This is a genomic window from Fischerella sp. JS2 (assembly GCF_032393985.1).
In the GTDB taxonomy this organism is placed as follows: Bacteria; Cyanobacteriota; Cyanobacteriia; order Cyanobacteriales; family Nostocaceae; genus Fischerella.
In genome coordinates, this window is the sequence record NZ_CP135918.1 from 5,944,020 (window position 1) to 5,962,644 (window position 18,625).

Consider the following 18,625-nt stretch of genomic DNA (forward strand, 5'->3'; position numbering starts at 1 on the left):
GATTTCAGGGCGTTGGTTAGGTTCTATGAACTCTTGACTTCCAGAAAAAATATGAGAAGCTAATAGTTAGATTATCTAAATAAATTTACAAAAGAAGTGCATTCTACTCGTGACTAAACTGACGGGAAAAACTGATTGGTCAACGTCCGTAAACACTCCAAACTCGTCTATATTGTCAACTCGGGGACTCACGCGCCGCTTTGACAAGTTCACAGCAGTTGATAACTTAAATATTTCCGTAGCACCTGGAGAAGTATTTGGCTTGCTAGGACCCAATGGAGCCGGCAAAAGTACAGTAATTAAGATGTTGACAACCCTGTTACTACCAAGCGCTGGTCAGGCAACTCTAGCTGGCTATGATATGACTCATCAATCTGATGCAGTTAGAAGAGTCATCGGTTATGTACCCCAAGCTCTTTCTGCTGATGGCAGCCTTACAGGCTACGAGAATCTTTTAATTTTTGCCAAGTTGTATGATGTTTCATCGAAGCGACGCCAACAGCGCATCCATGATGTGCTGGAGTTCATGGGTTTGCACTCAGTAGCCCATCGTTTGGTCAGAACTTACTCTGGCGGCATGATTCGCAAGCTAGAAATAGCCCAATCTATCTTACATCGACCGCAGATTTTGTTTTTAGATGAGCCAACAGTAGGACTTGATCCAGTTGCTCGTACTCAGGTTTGGCAACTTGTGCAAGAACTCCATGCTAACTATGGCACAACTATATTTTTAACTACCCACTTTTTAGAAGAAGCTGATAGTTTGTGTAACCGCGTGACAATTATGAACCAGAGTAAGGAAGTTGTCACTGGCACACCTCAAGAATTAAAAGCTGCGATCGCTAAACCAAACGCAACCTTAGATGATGTGTTTATTTACTACACAGGGGATGAATTAGCATTGGGAGTTAGTTACCATGACACCGCAAGAACCAGACGTAATGCTCAACGGTTGGGTTGACAAAAGACCAGCTCATCAAAACAATATTATCTGTGCGATCGCTCAACTAATCAGGAAAACTCTTGTTGTCGCTGAACTAGAAGTACGTAAACTCCGCCACGATCCTTACGATTTACTAATACGAGGTGTACAGCCTGCATTATGGCTATTAGTCTTTGGACAAGTCTTCACCCGCACTCGTGCTATTGAGACAGGGAACTTATCTTATTTGGAGTTTATGGCTCCTGGTATTCTCGCTCAAAGTGTGCTGTTTATGGCAATTTTCACTGGTGGTATGACGCTGATTTGGGAGCGAGATTTGGGAATTGTGCATAAATTCCTCGCTAGTCCTACACCTCGTGCCGCGATGGTGTTGGGTAAAGCTCTAGGTTGTGGTGTACGATGCTTATCACAGATAGTAATCATTTATGGATTGGCACTGCTGTTAGGTGTCAAGTTAAATCTCAGTCCCTTAGCTTTACTTCAAGTATTAGTAATTGTGCTGTTAGGTGCTGGTTGTTTTTGCATTTTCTCGCTGATCATTGGCTGTCTAGTAAAAACCCGAGAACGATTTACCGGAATTGGGCAATTGTTGACTATGCCATTATTTTTCGCTAGCAATGCCATCTATCCCATATCACTCATGCCAAACTGGTTGCAGTTCATTTCCCATGTCAACCCCTTGACTTACCAAGTTGATGCTCTACGCGGTACGATGCTAGCAAATGGCTCTAGTCTATATGGGTTTGGTCTAGATTGTATAATTCTCTTGCTAACATTGATAGGCTTAACAATCATCTGTGGAAAACTTTATCCACGGGTGGCGATGTAATCAGGAGAATCACAGTCTCATGAAGCTCGGTAAAACTTCTCAAGAATGTGCCGCTAGAGTAATGGAAACAATTCCACTATTAATGCGGTTTATCCGAGCTGATATGCGGACTCACAGTGCTGACTCTTTGTCTATACCTCAGCTGCGATCGCTAGCATTTCTCAAGCGCAATCCTGGCGCTTCATTATCTGAGGTAGCAGAACATCTCGGCGTCACTTGTGCTACCGCATCAACAACAATAGAACGACTAGTACAACGCCATCTGGTACAACGCACCGATCATCCCCAAGAACGGCGACGAGTTGTTCTCAATTTAACTGAAGAAGGTAAGCAACTTCTTGAGCAATCTCAACAAAAAACTCGCGCTCATATTGCTGAAATTTTAAAAGATTTGACACCAGAACAAGTATCACAAATTGAAGAAGGTTTGGCTCTACTCAAAAATGTCTTCGAGCAAACAGAAGTTCCCAAAGCTCCTTAAAACAGAAGTTGCACAACAAGATCCCTTTGCAGCCCTAAGATATCGAGATTATCGACTATTTACAATTGGGCGTGTACTCCTGTTTACAGGTTCACAAATGCAGACTATAGCGATTGGTTGGGAACTGTATGAACGTACCAACTCAGCTATGGTGTTAGGTGGGGTGGGGCTGGCGCAAGTTCTGCCGATGATTGCTCTGACTTTGATTGCCGGACATGTCGCCGACAAGAGCGATCGCAAACACACCATGTTACTTTCCATCATGTTGCTAGTGCTTTGCTCGCTGGCTTTGGCTGTTATTTCCTACTATCAGGGTTCAGTTGTTCTGGTTTATACCTTCTTACTGTTAACAGGCATTGCTAGAGCGTTCTTGAAACCTGCCAGTGATGCTTTGATGTGGCAATTGATACCAAAAAGTATTTTTACTAATGCTGCCACTTGGAATAGTATAAGCTTTCAGCTAGCAACAGTAATTGGGCCGGCCTTAGGAGGATTTGCGATCGCTATTTTGGGAAGTGCCACAAGGGTATATGTGTTAGCGGCGATCGCATCATTTTTGTGTTTTGCTTTAACAGTAGCAATTAAAGACCAAAAAACTACTTTTACCAAAGAACCAATATCCCTAAAAGCTTTATCTGCTGGTGCAAAGTTTGTCTGGCAGAACCAGGTTATTTTAGCAGCAATCACCTTGGATCTGTTTGCTGTCTTGCTAGGGGGTGCAGTTGCACTATTACCCATTTTTGCTAAAGATATTTTGCAGGTAGGCCCAGTCGAGTTGGGATATCTACAAGCAGCTCCATCTATAGGTGCATTAATTATGGCAGTGGCTTTGGCACACTTACCACCGTTACGCAAACCTGGGCCAGCTTTACTGTGGTCGGTGGTTGGTTTTGGTATCGTCACGATAATCTTTGGGCTATCTCGTTGGTTTTGGCTATCACTGCTGATGCTGGCATTAAGTGGGGCTTTGGATAGTATCAGCGTTGTAATTCGCCATACTTTAGTGCAGATTCGCACACCTAATCATTTACGCGGTCGAGTTGCTGCCATTAACAGCGTATTTATCAGTGCCTCAAATGAGTTGGGAGGTTTTGAGTCAGGTTTAACTGCTGCATTATTCGGCCCAGTAATCTCTGTGGTTGGTGGGGGAATTGGTACAATTATCGTGGTAATTGCAACAGCTATGATTTGGCCAGAAATTCGGAAGTTAGGGGCGTTGCATGAGTATGAATAAAAAATGAGTTTGAAGACCTGGACAAAATTCTTACCACTGCCTCTAAGTATGGTATCGAGATCATCCCTCTCCCACCTGGGCAGCAATCATGCGATCGCAAAACAACATAATACTAGTTATTGGTAAAATATACGGTAAACTTATCGAGTTAAAGTTATTTCTATATTATATAGAGGAATAAACATAAACGTGACTCCAACAGGAAAGCAGAAAATTTCAGATAGAGCAAACCAGTTCACAGAGTCAGTCATTCGCGAAATGACTAGAATGGCATTGCAATACGATGCTGTGAATTTGGCACAGGGATTTCCTGATTTTCCTTGTCCACCCCAGTTAAAACAGGCAGCTTGCGAAGCAATTCAGGAAGACATTAATCAGTACGCAATTACCTGGGGCGATAAAGCCTTTCGTCATGCGATTGCAGAAAAACTCCATTGGTACTTGGGCTTAGATATTGATCCGGAACGACAAATTACCGTCACCTGTGGTTCAACAGAAGCAATGGCAGCTGTCATGCTGGCAACTCTAAATCCAGGTGACGAAGTGATTGTGTTTGAACCGTATTATGAAAACTACGGGCCTGATACGATTTTAGCCAGTGCAACTCCTCGTTACGTCTCGCTGCATCCACCCGACTGGACATTTGATCAAGCACAACTGCGTCGCGCATTTAATGAACGCACCAAAGCCATTATCATTAATACACCCCATAACCCAACCGGGAAAGTATTTTCTTGTGCAGAACTAACTTTAATCGCTGAACTTTGTCAGCAGTGGGATGTGTTGGTATTTACAGACGAAATCTATGAACACATTCTCTATGACGGAACGCAGCATATTGCAATGGCAACTTTGCCAGGCATGTCTGAGCGAACTGTTACTATTAATGGTCTTTCCAAGACTTACAGTGTGACTGGTTGGCGAGTTGGTTATATTCTGGCAAACCCAGAATTAACAGGAGCAATTCGTAAGGTTCATGACTTTCTCACCGTTGGCGCACCTGCACCTTTGCAAAGAGCAGGAGTAGCAGCCATGCAACTTCCTGTGAATTATTATGAAGAACTAGCAAAGCTTTATCAGCAAAAGCGAGACAATATCTTGCAAATTTTGGATGTGGTGGGAATTCCTTGTTTTGTACCCAAAGGAGCCTACTATGTGTTTGCGGATATCTCGCGTTTTGGTTACAACAATGCTATGGAATTTACTGAATATTTAATTAAAGAGATTGGTGTGGCTGTGGTTCCCGGTTCTAGCTTTTTCTCACAATCAGAGGCGGGTAGAAAGTTTATCAGGTTCTGTTTTAGTAAGAAGCCAGAAACTTTGGCAAAGGCAAAAGAGCGATTGTTGAAGTTGCACTCAGTTTTACAAGCTGCCAATTAAGTGGAAATCCCCACTTGCTTCGCTAAAGTTGGCGATAGTCGCAATTATGTTCTTAGCCAATCAAGCACTGATGAATAGCTAGGTATCCATCCAAGAACGTTTCTAGCTTTATCGGAACGAATACGGCTATTAGAACCAAAAGCAAAGTGAGCCGCTTGTTGTCCCCATTCTTGAACTGCTTCCTCGATTGTCCATGTTTGCACTGCACCGTCAAAGCCTAGTTCACGATGGATTGCCTCAGCAATATCTTTAAAGCTAGCTTCGCCGTTTTCTATCTTAATGGAGCATTCTTGACTCCCGTTACAGTCGCCGGACTTAACGGGAGATGAATTGCGACCAATATAAAATTGAGCGCAGCGAATCAATGTGCGTGGAAGTTCAAAGGTTCTCAACGTAATTTTTTAATTGTTCAACCGTGACACCTCCACAACTAGCTACAAAATACGCACCAGTCCAAAAGTAAGGCTTATTATAGAAGTATTTTTTAGCCAACCAAGGAAACTCTTTACGAATTAATCTACTGCTCACTGTTTTAATATTTCCAATCAGTGTTGAGAGTGGTTTGTCTGGTTTGTAGTCAATTAATAAATGTACATGGTCTGCTTCACCATTGAACTCTAACAACTCACAGTCCCATTTTTTTAGGGTATCTGTGATTATTTCTTTTAGTCTGTTTAGTATTTCTGCATTAATAGCTTTTCTGCGGTACTTTACAACTAAGACGATATGAGCGTTAAGTCTGTAAACAGACCTAAAACCATAATTGTAAATATATTGACGAGAGATAGCGGTAAGCAGTATCTTACCATAAGTTTCTCAAAATTATATTGATGTTAGACGTACTGAAGGTCAGAATTTATCCCAACAAAGAGCAAGAAATATCTTTAGCTAAAAGCTTTGGATGTTCTCGCTTTGTTTGGAATTTCTACCTCAATAAAACCAATACTCAATACGAAGAAACGGGTAAAGGTATGACTTACTGCCAGATGGCTAAAGACCTTACCCAATTGAAGAAACTAACTAATTATAAATGGCTACAAGAACCAACTGCTGCTGTTCTACAACAGTCACTCAAGAATTTGGAATCTGCGTTTAAAAACTTTTTCTCTAAAAGTACTGGATTTCCAAAATTCAAGAACAAGCACTCTAAGTAATCAATCCGATTTCCTGAAAGTTGTTCAATTAAAGATGGTGGATTAAAGCTACCTAAGCTTGGCATTGTTAAAGCTAGTCTTTCAAAAAATATTAATGGCAAGATTAAATCTGTAACTGTTTCTAAGACAAGCACAGATAAATATTTTGCTGCAATCTTATTTGAGACAAAAGATTTAACAACCAATAAACAAGGTAAGATATCGGGAATTGACCTTGGGTTGACCAGTTTGATAACTGTGTTTGATGGTGAAACCTGTTATAAGGTTGACCCAATCAAACCCACGAGAAAATATGCCAAACGACTACGAATTAGACAGAAATCTCTGTCTCGTAAAGTTAAAGGGTCTAACAATAGGCGTAAAGCAGTTAAAGTAGTTGCTAGGGTTCACGAAAAAATATCTAATACAAGATTTTCTCCATAAACTCTCACGAAACTTATGTGATGAAAACCAAGTCATAGTAGCTGAGAAGCTTTGTGTTAAGGGATTAGCTCGTACCAAATTCGCCAAATCAATACATGATGCTGGTTTTGGTATGCTGCTTAATTTCATCAGCTACAAACTAAACAGACAAGGGAGTAAATTTGTTCAACTTGACAGATTCTTTCCCTGTTCAAAGCTTTGTTCATGTTGCGGTCATAAAAATGATTTTCTGAATTTAAGTATCCGTGAGTGGATTTGTCCGAGTTGCCAAACACCCCATGACAGGGATGAAAATGCTTCACGAAACTTGAGGACACAACGGATAAGAATATTGTCAGCAAATACTGTGGGACACACAGAAGTTCAAGCTTGTGGAGAAGCAGTAAGACTCGTTGGCACTTGTGCCAAAAAGAGGCAGTGCGGTCTTGGGGTTTCCCCAAGTAGAGTAACTGCCGTGCGTGTTTCTGAGAAGCAAGAATCTCCCGCTACATTGCGAAGCAATTAGCGGGGGAGTGTCAAGAAAAAGAATGATCCAGCAGAAGCTTTTTCAAGTGCAAGCAAGTAGGCATTCACAAGATCGTCAATATGGACGGTTGACCAAACATTTTCTCCTTTACCAATGTATCTAGCTGCCCGATATTTCTTTGCAACTGCAATCATCCGAGGGACTTGAATGCTTTCGGTATGTAAACCTGTCCCATGACCATAGATTAAGCAGGGACATAAAACTACAGAATATACTTCCCGAGTAACACCTATAATCACATGAGTATCAATCGCCACTCGTCCAATTTTTTCAAAACGAATAGGACGTGGAATATCTTCATGAAAAATGCTGGAACTATATTCACCAGCCGCGCGATCGCTCAACACATCTTCAATAGCTGCTCGTAAATCACCTCCAGTTACAGGTATACCGTTATTAGGATGGCTGTCGTCTAGTTGTCCGCGATAGACCAGCTTTCGGCCAGCATCAAATAAAAAAAGTCTGGAGTACAAGCAGCAAAAAAGTTCTTTGCCGTTTTCTGCGTTTCGTCAAAAAGCAAAGGATAAGATAAATCCAACTCTTAAAAGCTTGAATAAGAGTGATTTGGAAAAAAATGGGATGAACTCAGCAGAGGCAATAATTGCCCAAGTTACGAATGGTAAAAATGCTATGCCTGCCTTCAAAGCTCGTTTAAAACCAGAGCAAATTGAAGATGTAGCAGCATATGTCCTCGGACAAGCCGATAAAAGCTGGAATTAAAGCCACAACAAGGCTGATTTTAATAGCTAGGTAGGGCATATACCTTACCTGCTGTATTTGTTCTGCGAGTAGTGCGAGATATATCTATGAATCGCTTGTTTCGATTGATTCTCGATTTTGGCATTGCCATTGCACTCGCCTGTTTTTTTATCTGTTCACCCGCACATTCTTTACTAATTCCCAGTCCTAAAATCACAACAAATGTTAATTCTAAACCTGTTAATGTACTTTGCTGATTAATCTCGATTTAGTGATAGAGACAACCTATTTTTATCCTGATACCTCTGCACTTTTATTTAATACAAAATAATGTCTCCTTTACCTGACTATCGTCCTCAGCGACTCTCCCTTTATTTCCAGACTGCTATTTAAACTAAACAATATAGTTTGCACTTAGTGACAGCTTTGCCAGCTCTTCCCCTGATTATATATTTTGGCTTCTTGATTTCACCCCTGACTGCACTCGCCACAAATTAGCATAAATCCCATTTCGGTCTAACAATTCCTCATGGGTTCCCGACTCAACCAATTCTCCATGTTCCATCACATAAATGCGATCGGCATTACGAATCGTAGAAAGACGATGGGCTATAGCTATCGTCGTCCTGTTGGCAGTAATTCTTTCCAAGGAACGCTGAATTGCCGCTTCAGTTTCATTGTCCACCGCCGATGTAGCTTCATCTAAAACTAATATTGGCGGATTTTTTAAAACAGCCCTGGCGATCGCAATTCTTTGCCGTTGTCCACCCGATAATTTTTGACCCCGTTCTCCGACTATCGTTTCATAACCTTGGGGTAACTGCATAATAAATTCATGAGCTTCGGCGATTTTGGCAGCTTTAATTATTTGTTCGTCATTAGCATCACAAGTCCCGTAAGCGATATTTTCAGCAACAGTACCATGAAATAAAAATAAATCCTGACTGACTAACCCGATACTGCGACGCAAATCATATAAATTTAATTTTTGGATATCAATACCATCAATAGTAATCGTTCCAGAAGAAATATCATAAAATCGCAATAATAGTTTCACTAAAGTGCTTTTCCCGGAACCTGTAGAACCAATGATCGCAATAGTTTTACCTGAAGGAATATGTAAGGATAGTTTTTTAATTACTGGTTTTCGATTGTAATAGGTGAAGGTAACTTGCTTGAAGTCAATTTCACCACGTACTTGAGCAATATGTAAAGATATATCTCCCCTAGTAATGTTAATAGGAGCATCTAACAAATTCATCACACGATTGACAGAAGCCATTGACCTTTGATATTTATCAAATATTTCTCCCAAGTTTACTAAAGGCCACAATAATCTCTGTACTAAAACGAGTAAAACGCTGTAATTGCCAATAGATATCTTACCTGCATATGTTACCATACCTCCCCAAAATAATAAGGCTGTGAACCCTACTAAAACTAGCATTCTGATTAAGGGAATAAAAGCAGCCGACAGTTTAATTGCTTTAGAGTTACTTTTTCTATATGCTTCACTTTCGCCTGCCAATCTCGCACTTTCATATTCTTCAGCAGTAAAACTTTTAATTGTATTAATTCCACTGAGATTATTTGCTAGTCGTGCGTTCAGAAAACTTACCTTTTCCCGCACATCAGCATAACGAGTTTCTAGACGTTTTTGATAAGCAAAAGACCCCCAAACAATAAATGGCATTGGCAATAATACAGCTACAGTAATGGAGGTAGGTAAAATCCAGAAAGCACCAACTGTTAAAATGATGATTGAGGTGCTAATCTGAATGAGTACATTTGCTCCAAAATTCAAAAAATATTCTAACTGGTTAATATCATCATTGAGAATTGACATCAAGCCACCAGTGCTACTTTCTTCAAAGTAAGCTGAATCTAATTCTTGGACATGATTGTATGTATCCAAACGAAGATCATGTTGAATATTCTGGGCTAAATTACGCCATATTCGATCATAGGCATACTGAGAAAGCGATTCAAATATCCAGATAATCACCGTAAGAAATGAGAGCAGCAAAAATTGCGAAACTATATTTTTAATTCCCAACTTGCCAATTATGGAATCTTGCTGCTTGACGAGAATATCTACCGCAGTACCAATCAACCACGGTGGTGCTAAGTCTAAAATTGTATTAATGATTGAAAAGGATGTTGCTTGCCAAATTTGTTGGTGATACCGTCTTGCATAATTGAGCAAGCGTTGTAAAGGATAAGTTGAATTTTTAGGCTTGTTAGCTAATCTCAGAAATTTTGTTGTTATTGTCATGATTGTTTGTTATGTATTGTGAGGTAATTGATGCAATATTTAGAACGAGAGTACCGCACCAAAGCCTTTGGACGGTGTGTTATGCCTCTGGCTAACGCACCCTACGTATATTTCAAAAATCAAATATGAGTCCTATATTTGCAATAAATAAGGCATTTTATTAGCCTAGTTTAAAGACTATGGCTGTTATAAAAAACGACTTTAAACTCTTGGTTGCCTTGTGAAGTTAAAGACTTTGGAAATCATTAAAACGCTAATTATCGCGATCGCCAAACTGATCGCAAAGACTCCCCGATAACCAGTTGCTTGGGCAAGAACACCACTGAGCGCAGCTCCAGCAATACTACCAAAGACACCGACTGATGTTTGGATAGTATAATCAGTACCGGGCGATTCTGAGGTGGCTTTATCCATCATCATGGTGAATGTAGTTGTGCCAATCATTCCACCAGTAAACTCTGTGCAGATTACCACAAGATAAAGAGCAAATAAACTAGTCATGCCAAATGCAGGAAGTAGATAAGCAGCCATACTCATTGCCCACAGTAAACTAAATATAGTTAGCGATCGCTTTCGTCCCCAAGGGGCAATCAAAAAACCTGCGGTAATCCCGCCAAGTATCGCAGCAACAGTATTTACAATTCCCATCAGCCAACCAATATCTGCTAGGGAAAGTCCAATATCTACTAGCAGAGGACGAAACATAGTAGCTGCCATACTGCTGCTTGCTGAATACAACAGTAACAGTAGCAACCAGTTTCCTATACCTGGGCTAGTGCAAAAGTTGATGAATGTCTTCAAGTAAGAAATAGGGAGTAGAAAGTTGGTACCACGGTTGGTAATAGACTTTGTAGCAGATGTAGATGAAGTAGATACCAGATCTATGAGATTCGTGTATCGCTCATTTGTGACACTATCTAATGCAACCTGTTTGTTCTTTACCTGCTCTTGATGCCAAAAAAGTGGTATCAGTGCGACAAACATCATCACTGCCAAAATTTGTAGACTGGCAGTCCACCCCCAATAATTCAACAAAATTAGCATTCCTCCTCCACCGATAGCTGCACCAAGAGATCCACCTGCACTTTGCACTGCATTCCCCAAACCTCGTTCCTGAGGCTCTAGTAACCCCACAGCAAGGGCATCGGTAGCAATATCTTGACTGGCACTAGATAGACATATGATTGTCATACAGACCAGCAATGCATTAAAGTTGCGTTCAACATCCAGCCAAGCACTAACGGCTGTGATACAAGCAATCAGCAGTTGAAAACAAATAATCCAGAAGCGATAGTGTCCCCAGCGCGTAAATCCATAGCGGTCAATCAAGGGCGACCAAAGAAATTTCAACGTGATGGGAAGAGAAAGCAATGGCAGTAAACTAATCGCTTCCAGAGAAAGCCCCTTTTGACGCATGAACACAGGTAGAGCCTGGTACAAAAACCAAAATGGCATGAACTGTGATAGATACAAACTACCGAGCAACACAAGTTTGTTTAGACTTTTAATGCTAATCACAACAGACAAAGTCCTGTAATGTTGAGTGCAACTTTTTGTTGGGGGAAAGTTCTGGCTAAAACTGCACTGAAATTGAACCAATCACAGTAAAAGGCTCCCCTGGATAAATACCGCTGATTTTGCTGAAAGGCACACCAGTGATGTGATTGACATCAAAAATATTCTTCAAGTTGAGAGCAAACCGCCAATTGTCTCGACGGTAAAAGATAGCTGCATTGGTGAGAAAGTAACTGTCTAGGTTAAAAGTGTTTTGCAAATCTCCTTTACGTTCGCCGACAAAATTAAATCCCACCCCAAAGCCTAAACCTTGCAAACTACCACTTTGTAACTCATAGGTCGTCCACAAACTAGCGCTATTTCTGGGAACACCTGTAAGTGTATTGCCAACAATAGATTGATCGGTGTCATCTGTAACTTCAGCATCTGTGTATGCATAGGAGGCAATAATATTCCATCCTGGTAAAATTTGCCCGCTAATATCGAATTCAAATCCTCTACTTCGCTGTTCGCCTGTTGCCACTGAAAAACCTAACCCAGGAAAATTCGGGTCTTCTGTAGCAACATTCGTTTTGGTAATGTCAAAATATGCCAAGCTGGCAAAAATTCTACCTTCTAGTAATTCAGTTTTAATTCCGATTTCATAACCTCTACCTCGTTCCGGTTCGAGTAGCCCCCCATCAACACTGAAATTATCAACGTTAGGATTAAATGATTGGGAATAGCTAGCGTAAAGGGAAACTTCTTTAATCGGTTGATAAACAATTCCAATGCGCGGAGTCAAAGCATCATTGAATTGACTGGTGTCATCACCAGAATTAAAAAATGCTGGCTCATTTTGTACTTTTTGATTTACGGTTTCATAGCGCAAACCCGCTAGTAATTTGAAATTGTCGAAAAAGGCAATCTCATCTTGGAAATAAATGCCAAACCTATTTGTTGTAGATTTACTATCGAAGAGTAAATCGTTTAGATCGGGTCTTGGAGAACTGTCGTAAACCGGATCGAAGACATTAATTGACACTGGGTTAGAGAAATTCGCTCTCGCATAACTAGTAGAGTTGTTTCGGTTTAAATCAACACCAAACAACAGAGTATGCTTCACCGAACCTGTAGTAAATTTACCAACTACATTTGTTTGTAGGGAATAGTCATCCGAATTAAAATCATCATAAGCGTAGACACGAGTGAGATCGCCAGTAGCCTCATCAAAGGCAATTGGAATCGTCAATCTCTCGCTAAAAACACTACTTGTTGCATATCGAAATGCATTGCGTATTGTCCAGTTATCGTTAAAACGATGTTCTAAACTATATCCGGTATTGACGAAATTACGTTCAATATAATCGTCTGGTTCATTGAGAACGCGATCGCGAGGCAGATCGATTACTTCGTCGCCAACGGCAACTAAACCAGTATCTTGTGGTCGTCTGCGGTATGAATACTGCAAATCAACGGTTAGATTTGTGCGATCGCTGAACTTCCAAGTTAAAGCAGGTGCAAGAAAGAATTGCTCGAAATTCTGGTCAAAATCTCGAAAACCATCACTATTTAGATACGCCAGATTCAGCCGATAAAACTCTTTTCCATTTGGACTCAACGGCCCAGAAATATCAATCCGGGGTCGAATCAAATTATAGTTGCCAAACTGTAACTCAGCCTCATAAAAAGGTTCTGACAACGGCTTTTTGGTAACAACATTGATTATCCCACCCGGCTGAATTTCTCCATACAGAACTGAAGCCGGGCCTTTGAGAACTTCAATACGCTCTATATTTGCTGTTTCTGGAACCTCTTGATAATTGTATTGCCTGAAGCCATCAATCAAGACAGGAGCATTATCAAAACCCCGGATAGTGTATCTTGCTTCCGAGCCAGTATCAAAACCGCCAGAAATAACATTGCTGACGTTGTTTAATGCCTCATCTCAACGAATCACTTGTTGATCCTCAATCACCTTTTTAGGCACAACTTGAACTGATTGAGGAATATCGAAGATGCGAGTATCGGTTCTAGTACCAGTGGTAGCGTTGGGTGCGTTATATCCATCTTCCTCGCCCGTCACCACTAGTTCAATTGGCTGATCTGTCTCAGCGGCTGGTTGTTCTGGTTGAGTTTCACCCTCTAGCGGTGGTGTTTCACCTTCTGATGGTTCTTGAGACGGAGGCGTTTGTGCTGTTTCTGGCTCTTGTTGTGGCTGTGCTTCAGGTGTTTGTGCTGTTCCTGGTTCCTGTGGAGAAGCAGTAGAAGCTGGTGCTGTTACAAAGCCAAAAATTAAACCCTCGTCACTGTCAAATAATTCGACTTGTGGCAAACCCACCTCACCTATTACCACCACCCGGATAGTATTCGCATCTTGGTTACTAACCGTGATTTCAGTAATTCCTGCAACTGGATTTTCCTGACGGAATGCATCACCCTTAGCTAACCTTAGTTGAGCATTGGGAATGTCAGCAATATATGTATTACCTTCGCTTTTCGGCGATACTTGTAACTTATCTCCTGAAGAAGTTTCTAAAGTTATCTCTACACCTTTATCAGTAGGATTAACCCGGACACCAGTTATTTGTATAACTTCTGATGAACCTGCTTGACTAAGTGTAGACGGCTGCACCAACATTTGGGCATTGGTCAGAGGTTGGATTATCTCACTCAGTTGCCGAATTTTTCTAATCGGTTCTACAGCCTGGTTTTTAGAAAGTAGCGGTAATGCTTGATTGGAACTCTCACCAGTTTCAGTATGTGAAAAAGAGGATTTTACATCTTTATCTTTATCTGTTATCTGCTCTCCTTGGGCAGGAGTTGCAATTAACATGACAACTGAGACTGTGAACAAAAAGCTGTGAACGAATTGCTCTGGTTTCATTTCTTTCCTCATACTCCATCGCATCATTCGCGTTTGGTTAATGACACGACTTCAAATAATTGAAATTTATTAGCGTTAACTTTGCAAGTTAAATAATTTTATTGCAAATAAGTTTTATAAACAAGCCAGATTTATTGAGAATACTTATTTATTTTCTGTCATAAGTTCATTGACAAGTAAGTATTTCAGTATTAATGTCTACAAAATAAGTTATTTTTAATACTTAAATAAATTAAAGTTAGTAAAAGATCCTTTAAATCAGTACTTTAAGAGTTTTGTACTTAAATTTTTTGAACACTTTGCTTTTCTATTATGTCAGTCAAAGCAAATATTATAAAACGGTTATATTTTAGACACCAAATTTTATACTATAAGTAAAAAAATACACTAGAAATAATCTTATATTGATTTTTTATAAATACTCTATTGCTAAATACAACTATTTCCTATTAAAGTTAGGTGAAGGTTAATTGAAAATAACTTGCAATATAAGTGTATAAATTTGTCTTTCTAAGCTTGTAATTGCTTGGTATCAGGCAATACTAAGACTTCTTTCAATTGAGGCATTAACAAATCATTGATACCTTATGAAGAGTCGAATGTATCACAGGCAGCCGCTATCGAAAGTTTATAGAGTGTCTTCCCAGAGTGTATCTTAAAGCTTGAGCCGTAATATGTGTCAACAAACAGAGAGCGCTCATAAAAAATCCCATAACTGTTCTTCTATCAAAACGCCAGTTGGGAATCAAGATGAAGCTAGAAACTCATCAGGATATATTGCTGATTCAAATCTGCAATGCAGTCAAGTTGACGATCGCCTATTAGATCGTAGAGTTTTGAGCGATCACAGCCACATCAAAATCAGAGAGTGCAACTATGTTATGTAAGTATAGAACTGCGAGGAAGAAGCTGGATTTGTTGAACGATGCGATCGCCAGAGCCTAAACTTGTAGTTCGCTTCTAGCTTTCGGTATTTGCATAGTCAGCATTGGCTGAAAATAAATATTGGAACTATAGCCGTAGTCACATAGGTTAGGACATTTTGAAAGCGTGAATGTTAGGAATAGTAATACTTTTACCTCCTGCCTCCTGCCTCCTGCTATAACTTCAGCAACTGGGTGAAGAATTCACTAATTTAAATAAATCGAAAGCGTGAAGAAAGCATTTTCACTGACAAGCAGTTGAAAGCAGCATTTCTCAAGCGTCTTTTGATTCTAAAGCTATAAAATGATGTTTGAGAAAAGTGTACAATTCATTCAAGGTTGGTTAGTTTCGCAGCTGGCATCTCTACTGGAAACTACTCCCCAAAATATCGACCTTGAGAGTCGCTTTAGTGACTATGGACTTGATTCAGTTAGAGCAACTAATCTGATTGAAAACTTAGCTACTAAGTTAGGGTGTCAGTTATCTCCTACTCTCATCTGGGAGTACCCCAATATTAGAACCTTGGCTAATTATCTTGCAGGAACTCCAAATCGCCAGCTAGTTAGCAATAACAATACCCGCAAATCTCAGAAATTAGCCACTGAACCAATTGCAATTATTGGTATTGCCTGCCGCTTTCCCCGCGTTCAAAACACCGCCGCCTTTTGGCAATTGCTCAAAGATGAAGTAGATACCATCAGCAAGGTGCCTGCCGACCGTTGGCGCAAAGATGGTTTCTCCAATGACGAGAGTACCCGTTGGGGTGGCTTTCTAGACGAAATCGACAAATTCGATCCCGATTTCTTTGGCATTTCTCCAAGAGAAGCTATTCAGATCGATCCTCAACAGCGTTTGATGTTGAAACTATCTTGGGAAGCATTAGCAGATGCGGGCCTGCCAGTTGAAACCCACAGAGGAAGTCGTACCAGTGTTTTTGTAGGAGCAATGTGGGCTGACTATGCAAATCTCATCAGACAAACAGGGTTAATTGCTCAACATACAACCACTGGTCAAGATTTAGGTATCATTGCCAATCGCATTTCTTATATTTTTGGTTTCCAAGGAGCAAGTCTAACGGTAAATACAGCTTGTTCATCCTCCTTAGTAGCTGTTCACTTAGCTTGTCAAAGTCTACGCTCAGGAGAATCTACCCTTGCACTGGGTGGGGGTGTCAACTTAACGATTGACCCTGATAGTACCGCAGTCATGTCCAAGTTTGGGGGTTTATCTGCTAAAGGTCGCTGTCAAACTTTTGACGCTAATGCCGATGGTTACGTTAGAGGTGAAGGTGCAGGGATAGTTGTCTTAAAACCTCTTTCCTTGGCATTAACTGCGGGCGATCGCATTTATTGTGTGATTAGGGGTAGTGCAGTCAACAACGATGGTTTCAGTAATGGTTTGACTGCTCCCAATCCCAAAGCTCAAGAAGCTTTATTGCAAGATGCATACGAGCAAGCTGGTATTAACCCCAATCAGGTACATTATATTGAAGCCCACGGTACTGGGACAAAACTAGGAGATCCCATAGAAGCTAAAGCGCTGGGCGCAGTTTTGAGCAGCGATCGCCCCACAGATCGCCCGTTAAGTCTGGGTTCCGTCAAAACCAACATTGGACACCTCGAAGCCGCCGCCGGTATAGCTGGACTCATCAAAGTTGTTCTAGCCATTAAACACCGCCAAATTCCATCTAACCTTCATTTTCACCAACCCAATCCAGAAATTCCTTTTGACGAACTACATCTACAAGTACAAACCTCTTTAACTAGCTGGCCTTATCCTGAGGAGCCAGCTTTGGCAGGAGTAAGTTCCTTTGGTTTTGGCGGAACTAACTGCCATGTTGTAGTTCAAGAATTGCTCAATGTCTCATCGCCACATTCTCGTTTTCCCTTACTAGTTCCTCTAGCGGCAAATAGTGAAGAAAGACTTCAGTCTCTGTGCCAGGAATTAAAAGTTAAATTACAAACTTCTGAATTGGGATTAAAGGAACTCATAGCTGGTCATCTACTTAATGAAAGTCACAAACTAGCTATGGTTGTTGATTCCCACATCACAGCCGCAGAATATCTAGAGAATTTTCTTCAAGGAAGAAATTGTACGGGATTGTACAAAAGTACTGAAATTCACGATCGCCCGATTGTGTTTGTGTTTTCGGGACAAGGATCTCAATGGTTCGGCATGGGCAAGCAGTTACTAGAGAGCGAACCTGTATTTCGGGCGACTCTAGAACAGTGCGATCGCCTAATGCAGCAATATGTAGATTGGTCTTTGCTAGAAGAACTCACCGTCTGGTTTGAGGAAAAATCTCGGCTCAATGAAATTGATGTGATGTGGCCGATTCTGTTTGCCATTGAAGTTGCTTTAGCATCTTTATGGAAACACTGGGGTATTGAACCTGATGTTGTTGTCGGTCATAGTATAGGAGAAGTTGCAGCCGCTCATGTGGCTGGTATTCTCAACTTGTCTGATGCAGTGCAGATTGTTTATCATCTCAGCCACAACGCCACCACTCAGAGCGGTTCTGGAGCAATGGCGCTTGTAGGACTTCCTTGGGAAAAAGCGAAAGCAGCCACCTTGGCTTACGAAGGCAGTGTTTACCCAGCTATTTACAACAGTCCTATTTCAACTGTAGTTTCAGGCAACCAAGCAGCACTAGAAACATTATTAGCTCAACTGCGACGCGATAATATTTTTGGTCAGCTAGTCAAGACTAATATTGCCGTTCATACTCCACAAATGGAATCTCTGGAAGTTCCATTGTTGGAAGTTCTTCAGGATATCAAACCTCAGCCAGCTGCTATTTTAATGATTTCAACATTGACTGGTGCGCCATTGGATGGACAGCAATTTGATGCATCTTACTGGTCAGGTTTGCTAAAAAAACCAGTACTGTTTTCTCAAGCCATAGCTTATTTGTTAGCAAAAGGCTTTAATACTTTTTTAGAGGTAACTCCGCATCCGATTCTAGCGCCAGCAATTAAACAAACCTTGCAACATTACAGTCAAGAAGGCACGGTGCTGGAGTCTTTACGCAGGTCAAAAGACGACCGACACGTAATATTACAGTCTCTAGGCCAGTTATATACTCTAGGAAAATCTATTCGTTGGCATAATGTTTACAATCAACATTTTGAGACACAGATAAGAGGTTTTCACAATTCTGTACTCACAAGCCAGCCTCAAGTTCAACTTTTTCCCCTCTCAGCTCAAACTCCAGCAGCACTTAAAGAATTAAGTAAAAAGCTATATATTCAATTAACTGAACATCAGATATCTCTTAACGACCTTTGTTACAGTACCAGCCGCCGTTGGAGCCATCTTAACTACAGATTAGCTATAGGCATTGAGTCAATCGAGGAGTTAAAACGGCGTTGCTGAA

At 40.8% G+C, this 18,625-nt stretch carries 15 protein-coding genes and 3 pseudogenes; 10 read left to right on the forward strand and 8 right to left on the reverse strand.

What is annotated here, in order from left to right; genetic code table 11:
* Positions 1 to 109 precede the first annotated feature (109 nt).
* The 5 genes from RS893_RS25520 to RS893_RS25540 all read left to right on the forward strand — a co-directional run bounded on the left by RS893_RS25520 (position 110) and on the right by RS893_RS25540 (position 4,867).
* Positions 110 to 961, forward strand: coding sequence for an ABC transporter ATP-binding protein (locus RS893_RS25520; protein ID WP_315788423.1), 852 nt, complete (start codon positions 110 to 112; stop codon positions 959 to 961).
* Entirely contained in the window at positions 918 to 1,772 is an 855-nt protein-coding gene (locus RS893_RS25525; RefSeq protein ID WP_315788424.1) for an ABC transporter permease, read from the forward strand. The genes RS893_RS25520 and RS893_RS25525 overlap by 44 nt, the downstream gene beginning before the upstream one ends.
* A 19-nt stretch (positions 1,773 to 1,791) precedes the next feature.
* The gene (locus tag RS893_RS25530) at positions 1,792 to 2,253 is read left to right on the forward strand and encodes a MarR family transcriptional regulator (RefSeq protein WP_315788425.1); all 462 of its coding nucleotides are present in this window, start codon (positions 1,792 to 1,794) and stop codon (positions 2,251 to 2,253) included.
* Positions 2,216 to 3,487 (forward strand): MFS transporter, encoded by a 1,272-nt coding sequence (locus tag RS893_RS25535; RefSeq protein ID WP_315788426.1) that lies wholly within the window; start codon positions 2,216 to 2,218, stop codon positions 3,485 to 3,487. The genes RS893_RS25530 and RS893_RS25535 overlap by 38 nt, the downstream gene beginning before the upstream one ends.
* A gap of 189 nt (positions 3,488 to 3,676) precedes the next feature.
* Positions 3,677 to 4,867, forward strand: a complete 1,191-nt coding sequence (locus tag RS893_RS25540) for a pyridoxal phosphate-dependent aminotransferase (RefSeq protein WP_315788427.1) — start codon at positions 3,677 to 3,679, stop codon at positions 4,865 to 4,867.
* A gap of 44 nt (positions 4,868 to 4,911) precedes the next feature.
* On the opposite strand, the gene RS893_RS25545 is transcribed toward RS893_RS25540, so the two are convergent.
* Positions 4,912 to 5,259: a hypothetical protein gene (locus RS893_RS25545; RefSeq protein WP_315788428.1), complete on the reverse strand. Its 348-nt coding sequence runs from the start codon at positions 5,257 to 5,259 to the stop codon at positions 4,912 to 4,914.
* Positions 5,246 to 5,668 carry an IS200/IS605 family transposase gene (gene tnpA, locus RS893_RS25550; protein ID WP_315792099.1) on the reverse strand — a complete coding sequence of 141 codons (423 nt, stop codon included), beginning with the start codon at positions 5,666 to 5,668 and terminating at the stop codon, positions 5,246 to 5,248. The genes RS893_RS25545 and tnpA overlap by 14 nt, the downstream gene beginning before the upstream one ends.
* 29 nt (positions 5,669 to 5,697) lie before the next feature.
* Here tnpA and RS893_RS25555 point away from each other — a divergent pair, with 29 nt between their 5' ends.
* The 3 genes from RS893_RS25555 to RS893_RS25565 all read left to right on the forward strand — a co-directional run bounded on the left by RS893_RS25555 (position 5,698) and on the right by RS893_RS25565 (position 6,949).
* A complete protein-coding gene (locus tag RS893_RS25555; RefSeq protein ID WP_315788429.1) occupies positions 5,698 to 6,021 on the forward strand; it encodes a helix-turn-helix domain-containing protein in 324 nt (107 codons plus the stop codon).
* 228 nt (positions 6,022 to 6,249) lie between these two features.
* On the forward strand, positions 6,250 to 6,444 hold the full coding sequence (locus RS893_RS25560; protein ID WP_315788430.1) for a transposase: 195 nt from the start codon (positions 6,250 to 6,252) through the stop codon (positions 6,442 to 6,444).
* Positions 6,398 to 6,949 (forward strand): RNA-guided endonuclease TnpB family protein, encoded by a 552-nt coding sequence (locus RS893_RS25565; protein WP_315788431.1) that lies wholly within the window; start codon positions 6,398 to 6,400, stop codon positions 6,947 to 6,949. Before RS893_RS25560 ends, RS893_RS25565 begins: the two co-directional genes overlap by 47 nt.
* On the opposite strand, the gene RS893_RS25570 is transcribed toward RS893_RS25565, so the two are convergent.
* On the reverse strand, positions 6,946 to 7,317 hold the full coding sequence (locus tag RS893_RS25570; RefSeq protein WP_315792100.1) for an NAD-dependent epimerase/dehydratase family protein: 372 nt from the start codon (positions 7,315 to 7,317) through the stop codon (positions 6,946 to 6,948). The two genes, RS893_RS25565 and RS893_RS25570, sit on opposite strands and share 4 nt — an antisense overlap.
* Positions 7,300 to 7,511 (reverse strand): annotated as a pseudogene (locus RS893_RS25575) (thioredoxin family protein); the annotation flags it as partial. The gene RS893_RS25570 and the pseudogene RS893_RS25575, both read right to left, overlap by 18 nt.
* Positions 7,512 to 7,513: 2 nt before the next feature.
* Here RS893_RS25575 and RS893_RS25580 point away from each other — a divergent pair.
* A pseudogene (locus RS893_RS25580) lies at positions 7,514 to 7,690 on the forward strand (c-type cytochrome); the annotation flags it as partial.
* Between the two features lie 424 nt (positions 7,691 to 8,114).
* Here the strand turns inward: RS893_RS25580 and RS893_RS25585 are convergent.
* From RS893_RS25585 to RS893_RS25600, 4 genes and pseudogenes are all read right to left on the reverse strand, one after another.
* Entirely contained in the window at positions 8,115 to 9,944 is a 1,830-nt protein-coding gene (locus tag RS893_RS25585; RefSeq protein ID WP_315788432.1) for an ABC transporter ATP-binding protein, read from the reverse strand.
* Positions 9,945 to 10,145: 201 nt separating this feature from the next.
* A complete protein-coding gene (locus tag RS893_RS25590) occupies positions 10,146 to 11,462 on the reverse strand; it encodes an MFS transporter (RefSeq protein WP_315788433.1) in 1,317 nt (438 codons plus the stop codon).
* A 55-nt stretch (positions 11,463 to 11,517) separates the two neighbouring features.
* Positions 11,518 to 13,374: pseudogene (locus RS893_RS25595) on the reverse strand (TonB-dependent siderophore receptor); the annotation flags it as partial.
* A gap of 12 nt (positions 13,375 to 13,386) precedes the next feature.
* Positions 13,387 to 14,325 carry an AMIN domain-containing protein gene (locus tag RS893_RS25600; protein WP_315788434.1) on the reverse strand — a complete coding sequence of 313 codons (939 nt, stop codon included), beginning with the start codon at positions 14,323 to 14,325 and terminating at the stop codon, positions 13,387 to 13,389.
* 1,227 nt (positions 14,326 to 15,552) lie between these two features.
* On the opposite strand from RS893_RS25600, the gene RS893_RS25605 reads away from it, so the two are divergent.
* A complete protein-coding gene (locus RS893_RS25605) occupies positions 15,553 to 18,624 on the forward strand; it encodes a type I polyketide synthase (protein ID WP_315788435.1) in 3,072 nt (1,023 codons plus the stop codon).
* Position 18,625 lies beyond the last annotated feature (1 nt).